The following is a 16196-nucleotide window of genomic DNA, read 5'->3' on the forward strand; positions in this document are numbered from 1 at the left end:
GATGAAGATCCGTCGCCAGACCGTGGAGCACCCGTTCGGCACGCTGAAGGCCTGGATGGGTGCGACCCACTTCCTGACCCGGACCTTGGCAAAGGTTAGGACCGAGATGAGCCTCCAGGTTCTGGCCTACAACATGAAGCGGATGATCCAGATCTTCGGGGTCGGTCCGCTGCTGGCGGCCATCCGGGCCTGAGGCTCGCCAGTTCGATCTGCCACGCTGCTCCACGCAAACGACCCAAGCCTGACGGATCGGCGTTCTCACACGGCCTCGACCCTTAGCAGGCCTTCGGAACGGCTGCCCGCTGGCACTTCGACTGGCGTCGACGCATGGTGTGAACCAGGGTGCTCATGTCCGAACATTCGAGGCGCTAGGTGCCTCTTCAACGCCGCGGCACCATGCGCCTACCGGCATCGCGCCAACCTCCCTAAAGCCGTATCCGACCTGATTACATCAGGTCGGCGTCTCTAAGTTTCTGTTTCACCGCGCATTCTTGCGACGAACCGGCGTCCACTTCGTCGGAATGCGCTCAAGCAGGTCTCGCCCCTACTCGTGGCACCGCTCCCTGCTCACAGCTGCAGCCGGTTGCGAGGAGATCGGCCTTCGAAGCGACATGGTCGAATTCATGAGGACATCAGCGTGCCTTTCTCTTTTCAGAAGGTAAGGCTTGGCAAGGTAGGTCCGTACGCCGGACCATGAGATGGTTCAATCCTAGGTTGAACTTTTTGCGCGGCAACAGAGGTCGCATGGAGCAACGCATCGTTCTTTCGGCCAGCAGGACTGGCTCGCAGGCCCTCGTGGCCGCCCTGTCGGAAGGGCGGACGCGGCCCGTCGAACACATCCACTTCATCGGGCGCCGGAGCCTCGACGAGAAGGTGGCCCAGTTCGCCGGCCAGCCTCTGCCGCCCATGCTGCAGACCGCCATCCGGCTCCGGTCGGCGATCGACGAGCCGGGAGCGGACCTCAGGGTCGCGGCCTGCATCCGGGATCCGATGGCCCGACAGGTCTCTCACCTGTTCAAGTTTCCCGAGATCGCCCTGGCGCAGTCCGGCATCGACGTCTACGCCGAACCGGAGCGGGCCGGAGCCTGGATGGTCGAGAGCTTCCACCGCCGCCGCCCGCTGACGTGGTTGGAGGAGCACATCTGCGAACCGTTCGGTGTAGACCCGTTCGCGGTCGCGTTCGACGCCGCCCGGGGCAGCTTTCGCCTGGAACGGGAAGGGTTGCGGCTGGTTGTGATCCGGTTAGAGGATCCGCTGCCGCTGCGAGAGGCGGGGCTGGGCTGGCTTCTCGGCCGCGCGTCGGTCCCGATCCCCGTGGTCGATCGTGGCGAGGCGGGCGCCTACGGCGAAGCCTACCGACGTTTCCGATCGTCGTTCAACCCGCCGTCGAGCCTGCTCGACGCGATCTACGGTTCGGCCATGATGCGCCACTTCTATTCCGAGGCCGAGCGCAACGCGATGCGGGACAGATGGACGGGGACGGACGCCCCGGCCTGAGGGGAGAGCCGCGGGCTCCTATGCTCCGCTGAGAAGGTATGCGTGATGGCGAATCTGTTCTGCGTGCGGCCAGCCACGCGCAACATCGGCAACGATCTGATCAACAAGGCCACGACGGACCTTCTGTACGCGGTCTTCGGTCCCCAGGCTTCGATCATCAACATCCCGGCCCTGCGCGGACCGCAATACGGCGGCCTGACGAGCCAGCAGGTCTACGACATGAACCGCTTCGCCGACGGCGTCGTCGTCGGCGGCGGCAATCTGTTCGAGAACGGGCAGATCACGATCGAGAGCCACGCCCTCGAGGCCCTGTCGGTCCCGACCCTGTTGATCGGCCTCTCGCACGGCCGCATCTACGACGAGGCCTACGCCTTCACCCACCGCACGGATTCGCTGCCCGCCCATCTCGTGCGCCAGCTCGGCGAGAAGGCGATGGTCCGGATGGTGCGGGATCACGCCTCGCGGGGGCTTCTCGCCGAACTCGGTGTCGGCGGCGTGGAGGTGACCGGGTGTCCCTCGCTGTTTCTCCCGCCGAACCCGGCCGGCGCGGAGGGCGACGGCAACATCCTGCTGTCGATCCGCCATCCGAGCCGGATGAGCGTCCCGCCGCCGCTGCAATGGCGGATAGCCGACGACGTCCGCAGGATGATCGCGTCGCTGCGTGCGGCCTACGGCGACGTCGTCTCGCTGATCTGCCACGATTACAAGGATCTTGAATTCGCGGCCGCCTTCCCCGGCATGCGGGCTCTCTATTTCGACGACGTGGAGCGTTACATCGCCACCCTGCGCGCCTGCCGGCTCAACGTCTCCTACCGCCTCCACGCCTTCCTGCCGTGCCTCGCCTTCGGTGTTCCGACGATCCACCTGTCCTACGACGAGCGCGGCCAGGACATGGTCGCGACCGCGGGGATGAAGGAGTGGGACATCGACCTCGGTCGCGAGCACGATGCCGTGGAAGCCGTCATGCAACGCGCGCGCGCCGTGGACACGTATCACCGACTGCGAAACAAGGCGCTGCCGGGGATCGCCGAGCTGCGGACGCAGACCGCAGCCGGCCTGACCCGCTTCGCCGAAGCGGTGACGGCCCGCAAAAGCCGCCGCGAGGGAGCCGCATCATGACGACCGAGACCGTTCCGACGCGTGGCCTGTGGCTCAAGCAGGCGGGCGATTCCGTGCCGGGCCAGCGGGATCTGCACGGGGGGATCGTCGCGGCGATCGTCGCGGCGGTGGCCGAGCTGAAGGGCGAGCCCGCCGCCGACCGGCTGCGCGGCGAGGGCCTGGAAGCCCTCCACCACGTGCTCGGGCCGCTCGATCTCGGCCCGGTGCGCGACCGCGTGCTGGAGGGCCTGCGCAACCGGATGCTCGCCTTCGCGGTCGAGGTCGGCCGCACGGTGCTCGGCTGGGACGGCGAGTTCTACGTCGACGACTACCTGATCCTTCGGCTCAACATCCCCTACGAGGTGGCGCGCAAGGCCGATCCCTCGGGCGAGAATCCGGGGATCGGGCGCATCAGCCCGTGGATGCGCGAGACCGCCGCGGCGCGGCGCGTCAAGGATCCGCTCTACGATCCGAAAGGCTACCACAAGGGGCATCCGCCGGCCGCCTGGGCGCACGGCCCGCATCTCGACAGCTGGGCCGGCCACTCGCGCGACGGACTCAACATCTGGTGGGCGATGTGCGACGTGCCGGCGGAGGCCAGCATGGTGCTCTATCCCGAACTCGCCGACCGGACGCTGCCCTGCGACCGGCGCACCCTCTATCTCGGCCAGGACTATCCGCTGCCGGCCCCGACCTTCGTGCCGCTCGCCCCCGGCGAGATGCTGGTGTTCGACCCGGAGATCCTGCACGGCACCCACCTCAACGTCACCGACCGCACGCGCGTCGCGGTGTCGATGCGCCTCAACGCCAGCAAGCCGACCTTCGACCCGGACTGCTTCTACGCCCGCGAGTTCTGGCGCACGGCGAGCGACATCGAGGCGCAACGCTTCGATTGGGTCCTGCACCTGAAGCGCGAGGAGCATCTCGGCGCGCCCGCTCCCGCGCCGGTCGAGGCCCGGCCCTATCCGGGAACGCCCGCGGTCGTGCCGGCCACCGTCGCGGACGGGACGGCGCGGGTCGCGCGGGCGGCGCCGCTGGCCGACGGCGAGCGGTTCGTCGCGGCCCTGCCCGACCGCCGGCTGATCGTCGCGCGCACGGGGGATCGGCTGAGCGCCGTCGATGCCGCCTGCCCGCATTACGGCGTCGATCTCGCCTTCGGCGGACAGGTGGCGGACAAGATCTACTGCCCGGCCTGCGCCGTCGCCTTCGATCTCCACGACGGAACGTCGCGCTCGGAAAGCCTGTCGCTGGCCCGCTACAGGACCTGGGAGGAAGGCGGCGCGATCCTGATCGACCTGTCCTGAGAACGGCTCCGTCGCCGTCAGACCACCTCGACGGCGACGCGGTGGGGCAGGGAGCCGTTCTGGGCGAACCACGTCTCCGACTCGCAGACGAAATCCCACTCGAACAAGTACGCGCCGGGTGCGGACGGCGCCTTCGCCTCGGCGATGATCGTGGTGCACTCGCCCGGCCGGACGAGATGCGAGACCCCGTGGCGGGGGTTGTCCCACACCAGCGGCGCCCCGTCCGCCGTCAGGACATGATAGCTCAGGTACAGCAGCGGCCCGCGCATCGACCACGTGTTGGAGCTCCATGACTGGAGCCCGGTGTTCCGGGCCACGGCCTCGTACACGAAGACCTGGCCGGGCCGCAGGCGGGTCGGCATGTCGAGCCGCAGGATATGGCCTCCCCAGGGCGCGCAGCGTCGGATCGGCGGATCGTTGATCTCCGGATCGATCACGGCCCGCATGTGACCGCGCGGGCGTGGCGCCACGCTCCGGCGGGGCGCGGCGATGCCCAGCGGCATCTCGGCATCGACGGCGCCGTATTGCCGTTCGCAGACCCCGGAGCTGCCGGCGTCGCGATACAGCGCGATCTTGTCGGCGCGCTCGTCGTCGCTCAGCAGCACGCGCTCGAAATGGTGGATGGCCACGCGCGGCTCCGGGCGGCTGAGCCCCTGCACGGTATACCCGCTATGGGCCCGGGCCGGCTTCCACACCAAGCTCGGATCGTTGCGGAACATCCGCAGCTGCCAATCCGGGAAGAACGGATCGGCCCGCATGTAGGCGGACGTCTCGCGATCGACGATCCACTGACGCAGGAACCAGTAGTTCGTCACGACCGGATCGGCCATCATCGACGGCAGCAGTTCGTCGAAGCTGTCGGTGATGCTCTCGTCGTCGTCGAGGGAGAGGATCCAGTCGCCGGATGCGTAGCGGAAGATCAGCATCCGCGCCGCGGCGAGCTGTCCGGGCGGATGATCGAAGCGATAGACCCGGTCGGCGAGGTCGGCGGCGATCGCGAAGGTCCGGTCCGTCGACGCGACATCGACGCCGACGACGATCTCGTCCGCGAAGGCGGAGACCTCGTCGATGAGGCGTCCGAGGCGGCTTTCCGAATCACGGGTCATGATCGAGACGGTCAGTCGCGGCGAGCGCCTGGGCGCCCTCGCATGCACCGATCGAAGCGGGCGCGCTCGTTCCGGCGACGCCCGCGTCCCGTCCCGATGCGGGGATTCCAGGGTCCGCGATCGATCGTGCGGCCCCGAAGGCACCGTAGCCGAGACTTTCCAGCGTCGGGCCGAGCCACGCGTCGAGGCGCGCGTCCTCCTCGTCGCCGGACGTCTTCCGCCGAAACCCGATCCGCCCCGGATCGATCGGACCGGCCGCCATGCCTTTCCAGGCATGGGAGCGCGGCAGGATGACCGGCGTCGCCTCCGCTTCGTCGGCCACGAGTTGCCGCGCCTCGAACGGGAGGTCGAGGCGCGCCATGATCGCGCCGAGCGTCTCGCCGGGCTTGGTCACGAGGTGCTCGTAACGGATGACGACGAAGCGCTCGGGGTATGCCGCGTTCAGGCGCCGTGCCTGTTCGACCGCGTCGATCCAATAATGCGCCGCACCGCGAAGATCCGCGTTCCACCAGGGCATCGCGGCGAGGGAGAGGGCGACGTCTCGGCCGTCGCGGACGAGGCAGAAGACCGGACTGTCGGGAAAATCCTCGAGGATGCGACCGGCGTGCCAGAGATGCTGCGGGGTCTTCTCGCCGCAAATCGGTTTGCCGAGCGAGCCGGAATAGAGAGACAGGATCGTCGCGAGCACCTCGGCCGCGCCGGACGGCTCAGGACAGGCCGCGACGACCGCATCGGCATCGAGGCGGAGTTCGGACAGCCTCGGCCATTCGGACAAGAGCCGGCGCAGCGTGGACGGATCGCAGGGCCACGGCCAAGTCGCTGTGTCTTCGTAGAACGCCGTTTCCGGCGTGACGGCGATCTTGCTGTGCCGGTTCATCAGCACGCTGAGCAGGGTCGTACCGGAGCGGGGGCATCCGACGATGAAGAACGGCGGGGGGCTTGCGCCGAGCGTTGCTGGATTGATCGACGTGTTCAAGCGTACCTACCCCTCATATGCCTTTCGGCGGAAGCCCGTCGATTGCATCTGTTCGGCGTTCTGTTCGAGCGCGTTGGACCGGACCAGCGCGAGCGGGAGCAGCACGAATATGACTGACTGTCTTCTAACGATCGTTGTCTCTCGCTTCGCACGCCCAGCTTCAATGATTGAAGATTTATTCAAGCATTGCATTCTCCTACGTAAAGTCGAGGGATGCTGCCAATTTTGCCGCCGCGCGGCCGGAAGCTAATTATATTTCTTCTTGGGCACATAAGTCCAGCCTAAATTCGCGGGCGAGCTAACGTTTTTTAATTGATGATTCTTACGAACAACGCTGCGCTGAATCTTTCCGCTGGTCGTACGTGGCAGCGAGCCCGGCCGGACTAGGACGAGGTCATACAATCGCACTCCGTAAGCTTCAGCGACGGCTTGGAGGGCACAGTCGACCATCTGCGAGCGCTCGTGTCGCATCGCCCGCGTTCCAGTCACCGTCTGCAACGTGGTCCCCCGCGACCCAAATCCCGCCCACCTCGCCCTCGCCCTCGCCAGCGCGGAGGCCGGTTTCCGGATCGACAGTGGCCACTGAGCCGTCTGCCAACGGGCGGCCGCAACTGACCACTGACGCTGCCAAGCCGAGCGTTTCGCTGGTCATCGTACTCTTGCACAGCCCAATGTCCGACAGTGAGGCACAATCCTATGGCATCTCAAAGACGTCCTCACGCAGCGTCCTCACACGCATGTGACCACAGCCCAAGCCAGCGGTCGGGTTGAACGGCACGACGCGCACGCGTGACAGGTGGGCGGCACGCGACCGATGCAAGCAGTCATGTTTGGATCGGGAGTGCGATACGATAGGGACACCAGAGGCGATCTGCGGATCAAGCCCCGCGTCAGCGTTTGGGCGTCACTGATATGGCCCGCAGAGATCGGCTTAGGCATAAAGCCCAGCGGCTGTTTCCGGGTGCCGAGCCAGCCGCTCCCCACCCTCAACAGTCCTTCGCACGGCCAAGCTGATCGAGTTGGAGCCATGACGCCGAGAATGGACGGAGCTGGTAGCCTCGGGCGGTAGCTGGTCTTGGGCGCTCCGGCACGAGGCCCAGTGCACCGGCCGCACCGTGAGTCTCACTTTCGATGAGGAGGGCCGCCGGTTCTTCGGCACACGCCCGCTTTCGCGATGCCTGGGTGGCAGGTCTGGACCCAGGCGACCGAACCGGACGCGATGCCTCCGGCCTGCGCGTCCCTGCCGTTTCTCTGACGAAGCGCTGATCGACGGTCCCCCGGCCCCGTCACGGGCAATCGGTCCAGGCCTTCCAATCGAACTCCGTGCGCTGCTCCCGCGCGTTGGCGGCGCAGGCGGCCTGCGGTACGCGGTTCATGCAGGTCTTCTGCCCGTTGCCACGCGAGGTGATGGTGCAGGCGCCCGCAGCCTCCTCGGGCTTCGTCTGTGCGCCCTGCGCCTGGGCGCCGGTGATCCCGTGCGACCCCGCCAGCGCGAGGGTCAGGGTGATCGCCGCGGCGAACGGTTTCATCGGCATGGCCTCCATCCTCCCGCGCTTCGGGCTCGGGCGCGCCGGACCGCCATGAACCGGCCGGCGCGCCATCGCATCCGGGAATTCTACCGGATGCGCACGATCTTGGCGACGCTGGGCACCCCGCTCGCGTCGAGGGCGAACAGCATCCAGTTGCCCGGCGTGACGATCCCCGGATCGGACGGCAGCGCGAGGCTGTACTGCGTTCCGTTCGAGCCGGAGATGGTCAGCGGCACGCGCCGCTGGTCGTTGTCGACCGTGTGCGTGGTGCTGCCGACCCGCACCAGGGCAAAGCTTCCGACCGCGCGGTCGGTGGTCGCGCCGATCGTGGTCCCGAGGGCGGCCGTGGTCGGGGCGGCCGTGATGGTCGGCCGGCTCGCGAGTTGCCCGTTGGCGTCGTATAGGTAGGGAGGGGTCAGGATCTGGAGGTTGGGATGGTCGGCGGCACAGTTGCATAGGCCGCCGCCCGCCGACAGCACGCGGCCGTCGGCGAGGAGCAGCGCGACGCTGTGATAGGTCCGCGGCACGCTGATCGGCGCGAGGCGCACGACCCGGTTCGTCTTTGGCGACCACATCTCCGGATAGTAGATCGGGGTGGAGTCGGTGAACGGGATCGGCACGGTCTGGCCTCCGACCACGACCACGTCGCCGCTCGGCAGGACCACGCTGTTGTGGAACGCCCGCGCGAACTGGAGCGGCGCGGTCGCCGCGACGGTCGGCGTCGAGCCCGGGCCGCCGCCGATATCGATCGTGTAGGTCGCCCCGTTCGCCGGCACGTTCTGGTACTGCGCCGCGCCACCGGCCTTGAAGATCCGGTTGACGTCGAACATCGTCGCGGTGCCGTTGATCGAGAAGGTGTCATCGGCGCGGGTGCCCGCATTGGTGAGCATGCCGTTGCCGCGGGTGTCGATCCAGTGCATCTGCCGGCTCGGGCCGGCATGGAACACCGCGCCGTTGCCCATGCCGAACATCCAGAAATGGTTGTCGGCCCGGTACATATCGACGCCCGGCTCCGCCCCGGCGTCACCCGAGACGTTCGACAAGACGCGCCAGCTGCCGGCAGAGGCCGACCAGACCTCGGCGTTCTTGCCGCCGATATTGCCCGACCACGAGCCGCCGTAGGTCAGGGTCTCGCCGGTCGAGAGGGTGACGTTGGAATTGTAGCCGCGGGGAATCCGCAAGGTCGGTCCCGCGCTCCACTGATTGGTGTCGGGATTGTAGATCGAGGTGCCGCCGGCGGTGATACCGCCGGTGATCATCAGGCGACCGTCGGGCAGGAGATTGGTGCCGGGGCAGAACATGTCGTGGTTGGTGTTCGACACGTAGGTATCGTTGGAGGCGCCGGTGTTCGGATCGAACACCGTGATCCACGTGCCGTTGCCGTTGCCGAAGCTGGTCTTTGATTCGGCCGCCCACATCATCACCTTGCCCGAAGGCATGACGGTGGCCGAGACCGGCACGAGGCCGAGGCCGGTGAGCGGCGTCCAGGCCGAGGGCGGGGCCGGCGGCACCAACGCGAAGACCGCGTTGCTCTGGAGCGTGCAATCCCACTGGATCACCGCCCCTTTGTTGTCGAGGGACGCGTTGGAGATATTGAGGCAGCGGCCCGAATGGGTGGCCACGACCTCGTGGAAACCGCCCGCCTTGCGGAAGGCCCACAGGCCGCCGGGACCGCCGCAGGTCTGCTGTGAGACCGCGGCGCCGTTGGTGGTCGCGCCGTTGGTGACCGTGAGGCACAGGCCGGACTTCACGTTCTGGATCTGGTACCCGGTCCCGGACGCCGTGAACCGCCAATCCATGTGGGTGGCGCCCGGCTCGCAGGGCCACTGGTCGATCCCGACGCCGGTCGCGGTCTGTCCGCCCGGGTTCTCGACGCACATGGCCGAGTGGCGGGCGACGATCAGGCCGGTCGTGGCGGGTGGCGCATCACCCGGCGGGGTCGTGCCGCCGGTTCCGCCCGCGGTCGAGCCGCCGGAGCCGGTGCCACCTCCGGTTCCGGACGTGCCGCCACCGCCCGATGCCGCGGCGACGGCGGCGAAGGTCTGGTTGGCGCCGCCGTGGCAGCCCCACTGGATCATCTTCGCGCCGCCGACGGTGCTGGCGCCGTACACATCGAGGCACTGGCCCGAATAGGCCGCCACGAGGCCGAAGCCCGCCCCTTGCGCCTTGGCCGACCACGTCTGCTGGGTGGCGCCGTTGCAGCTCCACTGGATGACGGCGGCCCCCGCATTGTTGGAGATCTGGGAATCGACGCACAGGCCGTTCGCCTGATTGACCAGCGCGAAGCCGTTGCCGAACGCCTTGACCTGCCAGGTCTGCGCGGCGCTGCCGGTGCAGGCCTCCTGATCGAGCTGCGTTCCATTGGCGGTCGCGCCGCCCGGCACGGTCAGGCACAGGCCCGAATGGGTCGCCTTGATCGGCCCCGATCCGGTGCGGTTCGCAAAATCGATCGCTCCGCCGGTTCCGCCGGCGCTGGTCCCCGATCCCGTGGCGACGGCGGCGAAGGTCTGGTTGGCGCCCCCGCTGCAGCCCCACTGGATCAACTTCGCACCGTTGGCGGTGCTGCCGCCGAAGACGTCGAGGCATTGTCCGGAATAGGCCGTGACGAGGCCGAACCCTGCCCCTTGCCTTCTCCCCGACCACGTCTGCTGGCGGCTGCCGTTACAGCCCCACTGGATGATCGTGCCGCCCTGCGTGTTGGTCATCTGCGAGTCGATGCACTGCCCGCTCGCCTGGTTGACCAGCGTGAAGCCGTTGCCGAGCGCCTGGACCTGCCAGGTCTGCGCGGCGCTGCCGGTGCAGGTCTCCTGATCGAGCTGCGTTCCATTGGCGGTCGCCCCGCCCGGCACGGTCAGGCACAGGCCCGAATGGGCCGCCTTGATCGGCCCCGATCCGGTGCGGTTCGCAAAATCGATGTCGGCATGGGCCTGGGATGCGGCGGTGCTCGCGGCTATCGAGCATAACAGCGATATCAATGCTGGCTTGAGGCGCAGCGGGGCTCGGCAGACCATGTCTTTGACGCACTCAAGCAATTCTAGAGTTGAGCAACATGGCCCCGCTGTCCTAAAATTGAATTAATTCGCGCTTGCTTAACGATGCCGCAAAGATGCCGTCGGATCAGATGGACTCCAATCAATCCATGCACTGGTCACATCTGTCTTCGAGCCATGCCATAGATCTGCCGTGCCAGAGGTGAAATGCCCGCTCACGGAGCGGACCTCAATTCTTGCTGCCTGCCCCAAGCATCCCTCTAGGGTCAAAACCCGATCAACGCATTGATTGATCGTCGTAATGCGGTTTCAATGGCGCGCTTCGAGACAGAGAGGCGCGCCATGGCGGACTTGTTCTGACTATCGGACGAACAGTGGGCGGTGATCGAGCCGTTCATGCCCAAGAACCAAGCTTCCCGCGCCGCCTTCACATCCGCCCGCGCGTGCTCGGCGGCATGGGCTGTCTTTTTTTGTAGGTGGGATCGCGCGCGTCGAGGAACGCCCACAGCGTGCCCCGTCCGATCTTCAGATCACGCTCGGCCAAAAGCCGGGCGCGCATCGCCTCCAGGGCGATGTCGCTCTGCGCGTCGATCAGGCCGCGCAGGAAAGCCTCGTGCGAATCGAGCTTCGAGGTTCGGGGACGGCCCTGGGAACGGGCGGCCACCGTGCCGGTCGCCTCGACCGCCGCCCAGCGGATCCGCCCTGGCGATCCCGCCCCCAAAGCGGGCGACCGCCTGACGCCGCGGGGTGGCCGCATCCACCACCCGCTCGCGCAGGTCCAGGCCGTAGGGTCGCCCCATGTCTCGCTCCTCGCCCGGAGCAAGCACCGAATCAGCCCGCAAAAGCCCTGTGAACCCCGCCAAACCGATTCGGCTCAAACCGAAAACGCTCTACATTCTTGTGCCGCATCGGCTTTCTCTGACAAGCCGGTTCCCACCTTTCGGGCCGACGCTTTAGATCTCGACATGATATCAAAGACATCACACAAGCGGCGCCATGGATTTCTTCTCCTGACTTGAGGTCGCATAAGATCGAGACACCCAGGACTTCAATCACTGAATACGACGATGATCGAGTTGGCTCACCTCGCGTCGCCATCAATCGCCGACATCCGTGACGAGGAGCAGAACAGAGTTGGCCGGAATGGTCATCGAAGCACTCGATGGCATTTCATGCATAGGCGCATGATGTGCCCACACTTCGCCCCCGTTTCCAGCGGCGTTCCGATTTACCCAGCGATCGTAAACGTCGCTGTTGAAGGCCTCGATCCACCGCCCGTCCCGCGGCATGCCGATGCGGTACCCATTCAACGTCTCTTCGTTCAGAGAGACCACGATCATGACATCGCGACCGCGCCCTTCGATCCATCGCTGAAAAGCAAGGACCCGGTTGTACTCGTCCACGACGACGATCCGAACCCCTTCACCACGCAGGGCCGGATGCCGTCGTCTCATCTCGACCAGTTCGCGCGTGAAGCGGAGATGGTCCGCCATCGCGGGGTCCGCCGCCGAGAGTCCGTCCCAGTCAATGAGTACGTCCGAGAAGTAGGCGGGATTGTCGCTCCATTGCTTGTCTTCGAGCACCTCCTGTCCCATGAACAGCATGGGTATGCCGGGGCTCGTCAGCAGGAGCCCGGTCGCGACGCGCGACCGGCTGCGGGCATACCAGGATCGCGGATTGGAGGGATCGGCGAGCTTCGGGATCCGGGCCTTCCCCCTGTCCCGGTAGACCTCGTCGTGACTCTCGACATACTCGACGCGCTTCCAGCGTGCCGGAAAGTCCGTTCGCGCGATCGCGTCGGCGACGGCGTGAAGCCCGACATGGGCGTCCCTGCCGTGGGACGCCGCGGCGAGCGCCCGGCGCACCGCCTCCCGCAGACCGTCGCTCCACGTCGCGTCGAAGCCGGCGCCGCCCTCCTCCCGGCGACGAACCACCCACGGATTCACGTTCCAGTACTCGGCGATGTGGATGGCCTCCGGACGTCCGGTCCTGACCGTCGCGGTGATGTCCTGCAGCAAGGCCCAGCCCCGGTTGCTGGACTGGTCGATGACGGTCGCCTGATCGTATCGGTAGCCGTCGATCCGGTACTCGTTCACGAAGAAATTCGTGTTGTCGATCAGAAATTGCCTGATCTCTTCCTTCGCGAAGGCGAAGACCGGCCCGGCATGATCCTGTTCGGTGAAGTAGAGGCTCCGGTTGGGATCGCCCTGCGGCTGTAGATCGAAGAACCACAGGCCGTCGGCGTGCCCGCGGGCCTCGGCTCCCGCGTGGTTCAGGACGATATCGAAGAGCACTGCGATCCCGGTGAGATGAAACAGATCCACCATCGCCTTGATCTGGTTGATCGGGATCGCGAGCACGTCCTTCGACGGCGCCGAACGGCCGCGCCGACGGAACAGTTCGGCGACGAAGGCGGCATCCTCATCCGACAGCGCCTCGACCGTGTAGTCCATCTCGGGGGAGAACAGGTCGACGCCGCCGTAGCCCATGCTGCGCGGGGCGGCATATTCGGCCATCGGCAGGAACTGGACGGCATTGACGCCGAGGTCGGCGAGATAGTCGAGGCCTCTCAGCACGTCGATGACCGTCGCGACCCGGCTGCGCAGATCGGGGCCGCGCCACGTGCCGATGTGCAGTTGGTAGAGGATGAGATCGTTGAAGGCCGGAGGGCGCCAGCCGTCCGCCTGCCAGGGATAGGTGTCGGCGCGGCGGATCACGCAGTTCGCGGCCGGATAGGCCGGCATGGCCGTCAATTCGCGGGCATAGGGGTCGCGCTTGTAGCCCTCTGCGCCCGCCCCCTTCACGTAGAAGCGATACTGGTCGCCCTCGCCCGCCCCTGGGACGAAGCCGAGCCAATGGCCGAGGTCGCCCCGCGTCAGCGCGTTCGCCTCGGTCGCGATCCAGCTCTCGCGCCCGGAAAACCGCCCGACGACATGGACCGCGGCGGCCTGCGGGGCCCAGACGCGAAAGGTCGTGCCGCCGCCGACCGGATGGGCTCCCATCGGGGTGTCGGCCGCGATGTGCTGCAGGGAGAGGGGCATCGCGGACCTCAGTCGTAGCCGCCGAACATGAACAGCAGGGCGCGCTCGTCGAGACTGTTGATGAGCGCGTGCATCTGCCCGCCCTTGACGATGCTGAGATCGCCCGGACGGATCGTCCTGATTTCGAAAGCCCGATCCCGGTCGTCGCGCTGCTCCCAGTCCGCCATGACCATCAGCGCCTTCCCCTCCATCAGCAGGAACGCCTCCTGATTGTCGCGATGGCGGTGGATGCCGATGATGGCGTCCGGTTCGAGGATGTGCAGATCCATGTAATCGACCGCCATGAACCGCTCCCGCCGATCCGGGGCGGGCCTGCGTCCGTAGGCGTCGAAGCTCCAATCGGGCAGGTCGCGCCCGAGTTCGGGCAGCAGGTCGCGTCCGGCGGCATCGCGCCGCCTCTGCTCGTGGCCGAAATAGTTCGAGTAGAGATTGCGATATTCGAGGTAGCCGAGCCCGCCATGGGCGTTGCGGCTGCGGCCCACCGACAGGAAGCCGTTCCACCCGCGCTGATTCATGGAGAATTCGAGCCGGTGGTTTCGCCCCTCCCGGGAATCCCAGATTTCCCGCGCAGGATCGGCGAAGGCGAGTTCGAGGCGCAGCGTCCGGGTCGGATGCAGGGTGTGGTCCGGCGCGTAGTTCAACAGCTCGACCGCGCCGTCGGAGGCGTCCGCATCGGCCCGCGCCTTGTGCATCGGTTCGTCGAACAGGTCGGCATGCGTTCCCTTCACGAGGTCGGGCCGCGCCAGGAGGAACGAGCCCCACGCCTGTTGCGCCTTGCTGCCGAGCTCCGCCGGCGCCTCCCCGGCGTCCAGCGCCCAGAGTTCGACCCTGTAGAGCTGCGCCTCCTCGTCGAAGGGCATGACGATCGTCGACGTCGTCTCGTGATCGCCGATCTTCAGGTGGAGGCGCAGATGCGAGTGGCGGCAGACGCCGTCGCCGCCGACCAGCGGCGAGGCCTGCGGCGGGCTGAAAGCGATGCTGACGAACGAGCCGATCCAGGCCTCGCCCACGGCCGCGAAGCCGCGCGCGACCTGAACCCCGGTCAGCGTGAACGCGCGCAGGTTCTGCTTCTGGAAATCCTCGCGGTTGTCCTGCCCGCGCGGGTCGGCGGTCTCGGGGCCGCCGCCGGACGGTCCGTAGAAGGCCAGGGAGGCGATCGGGAAGAGGTACTGGATGCTGTCGGCCAGGTAATGCTGGCGATCGGCGGCGAGGGGAAAGCCTTCGATCTCGCCGATGACCCGCATCACCGGATTGTCGCGGTCGTAATTCGGCTTCCGCCCCCCGTCCTGACCGATGAGGAACGCTGAGCGCGCGATATCCGCCTGTACGAGTGTCATCGCCGTGTCCCTCAAGCGCTGTGGTACAGGAAAGCGACGAACCGGAGCGGCTTGTCCTTGGACTCGTTTCTGATGCCGTGGATGCCGCCGCTTTTGGTGAAGATCACGCTTCGGGGCTTCACCTTGACGGCGCGCACCGGCTGCGGCCCGAACCCGTAGACATGCTGCTCGACGACGGCCGCCCCCGAGAGCGACGGGTCGTCGTGCTCGCCCATGAAGGCCGTGCCTTCGCCTTCCGTGATGTAGTAGAGTTCCTCGCTGCCGATGTGGCGATGAACGCCCTCGAACGTTCCGGGTGGGATCGTGACTTCGTGGAAGAAAACCAGCGAACCGCTGAACTGCTGCTGCAGCACCCAGCGCATCTCGATGACGTTCAGGCCGGGCGTCCGATTGTATTCCGGGTTGCCCGGCTCCATCATGCCGTTGTCGTAGCGGACCGGCTGGATCTGCCCCACGTCGTCGACGAACCAGCCGCGCTGGAAATAGAGCCCGTAATTGGGATCCCTGACCGTATTTTCATCGGCATTCGGCTCCTGAACGTTCGGCACCTGGACATTGCGATCGAAGAAATTGTCCCACCGCGCCGCGAGCTCCTGCCTGATCTTGCGGCCGTTCGGCCATTCGACGTCGAGTTCGCCGAACGCCACCTTCACCAGATCGAAGGCGCTGCCGCCGTCCCGCAGGAGCGCCGCGAACTGCGGCAGGCAGGTGATGGAGCCCCGGTGCCCCATCAGATCGAGGACCTGGTAGTCGTGCCGCTTGCCGCGCGGCAGTTCCAGCGTTTCCCAGAACTCGACCTGATACGCGCGGATCCAGGGACACCAGTGCAGCCGCACATCGACCACATCGGCCAGCAGGTCGGCGGAGGTCGGCCCGGTCGATCTCATGAAGGCGACGTAAGCCCGGATGTCGGGCGCCATGGTGCGCTGCCGCTCGCGCACCATCTCCGACAGGCGCCCGCCCCTGTATTCGATCCGCACGAAGTTCGAGAGCTTCAATCCGTCGATGTAGACCTGTCCCTTCAGTACGGTGATGTCGCTCTTTGCCCGGACTTCGTCGACGTTGTAGCGGTAGCGCGGACTGCGCGTCGCGTTGAGGTACTGCGCGTGATAGACGCGGTCGGGAAAGAACACGACTTCGAAGATCTGGGCGAACGGATCGGTGGCGAGCCTGTCGAAGCGGGCGTCCATCGGGTCCTCCTGGAGCGTCTTGCGGCGAAGCGGATGCCGACCCGTCGCGAGAAGAGGCGGCAAGACGAGAACGGAGACCCGCCGATCCGATGCGATCGGGCCGGAAGTCTCTGGAGCATCGTCCCGAA

General features: G+C 66.7%; 11 protein-coding genes and 1 pseudogene. 4 read left to right on the forward strand and 8 right to left on the reverse strand.

Features of this window, described 5'->3' with window-relative positions; genetic code table 11:
* The 4 genes from AAHG03_RS14905 to AAHG03_RS14920 form a co-directional block, all read left to right on the forward strand.
* A partial coding sequence (locus AAHG03_RS14905; RefSeq protein ID WP_342151466.1) for a transposase occupies positions 1-193 on the forward strand: 193 nt, incomplete at its 5' end.
* 602 nt (positions 194-795) lie between these two features.
* A complete protein-coding gene (locus tag AAHG03_RS14910) occupies positions 796-1497 on the forward strand; it encodes a putative capsular polysaccharide synthesis family protein (protein ID WP_342151467.1) in 702 nt (233 codons plus the stop codon).
* 45 nt (positions 1498-1542) lie between these two features.
* Entirely contained in the window at positions 1543-2616 is a 1074-nt protein-coding gene (locus AAHG03_RS14915) for a polysaccharide pyruvyl transferase family protein (protein ID WP_342151468.1), read from the forward strand.
* The gene (locus tag AAHG03_RS14920; RefSeq protein WP_342151469.1) at positions 2613-3899 is read left to right on the forward strand and encodes a Rieske 2Fe-2S domain-containing protein; all 1287 of its coding nucleotides are present in this window, start codon (positions 2613-2615) and stop codon (positions 3897-3899) included. Before AAHG03_RS14915 ends, AAHG03_RS14920 begins: the two co-directional genes overlap by 4 nt.
* A 17-nt stretch (positions 3900-3916) precedes the next feature.
* Here the strand turns inward: AAHG03_RS14920 and AAHG03_RS14925 are convergent, their stop codons facing one another.
* From AAHG03_RS14925 to AAHG03_RS14960, 8 genes and pseudogenes are all read right to left on the reverse strand, one after another.
* Positions 3917-5005 (reverse strand): glycosyltransferase, encoded by a 1089-nt coding sequence (locus AAHG03_RS14925; protein WP_342151470.1) that lies wholly within the window; start codon positions 5003-5005, stop codon positions 3917-3919.
* Entirely contained in the window at positions 4995-5981 is a 987-nt protein-coding gene (locus AAHG03_RS14930) for a sulfotransferase family protein (protein WP_342151471.1), read from the reverse strand. The genes AAHG03_RS14925 and AAHG03_RS14930 overlap by 11 nt, the downstream gene beginning before the upstream one ends.
* A 1286-nt stretch (positions 5982-7267) precedes the next feature.
* Positions 7268-7516: a hypothetical protein gene (locus AAHG03_RS14935; protein WP_342151472.1), complete on the reverse strand. Its 249-nt coding sequence runs from the start codon at positions 7514-7516 to the stop codon at positions 7268-7270.
* A gap of 80 nt (positions 7517-7596) precedes the next feature.
* Complete coding sequence (locus AAHG03_RS14940; RefSeq protein ID WP_342151473.1) at positions 7597-10485, reverse strand: RICIN domain-containing protein; 2889 nt, start codon at positions 10483-10485, stop codon at positions 7597-7599.
* Positions 10486-10898: 413 nt separating this feature from the next.
* Positions 10899-11300, reverse strand: a pseudogene (locus AAHG03_RS14945) (transposase); the annotation flags it as partial.
* A gap of 297 nt (positions 11301-11597) precedes the next feature.
* Positions 11598-13541 carry an alpha amylase C-terminal domain-containing protein gene (locus AAHG03_RS14950; RefSeq protein ID WP_342151474.1) on the reverse strand — a complete coding sequence of 648 codons (1944 nt, stop codon included), beginning with the start codon at positions 13539-13541 and terminating at the stop codon, positions 11598-11600.
* An 8-nt stretch (positions 13542-13549) separates the two neighbouring features.
* Complete coding sequence (locus AAHG03_RS14955; RefSeq protein WP_342151475.1) at positions 13550-14878, reverse strand: hypothetical protein; 1329 nt, start codon at positions 14876-14878, stop codon at positions 13550-13552.
* 11 nt (positions 14879-14889) lie between these two features.
* A complete protein-coding gene (locus tag AAHG03_RS14960; RefSeq protein ID WP_342151476.1) occupies positions 14890-16068 on the reverse strand; it encodes a cupin domain-containing protein in 1179 nt (392 codons plus the stop codon).
* Positions 16069-16196 lie beyond the last annotated feature (128 nt).

Source organism: Methylorubrum subtropicum, from assembly GCF_038442325.1.
Classification (GTDB): domain Bacteria; phylum Pseudomonadota; class Alphaproteobacteria; order Rhizobiales; family Beijerinckiaceae; genus Methylobacterium; species Methylobacterium subtropicum.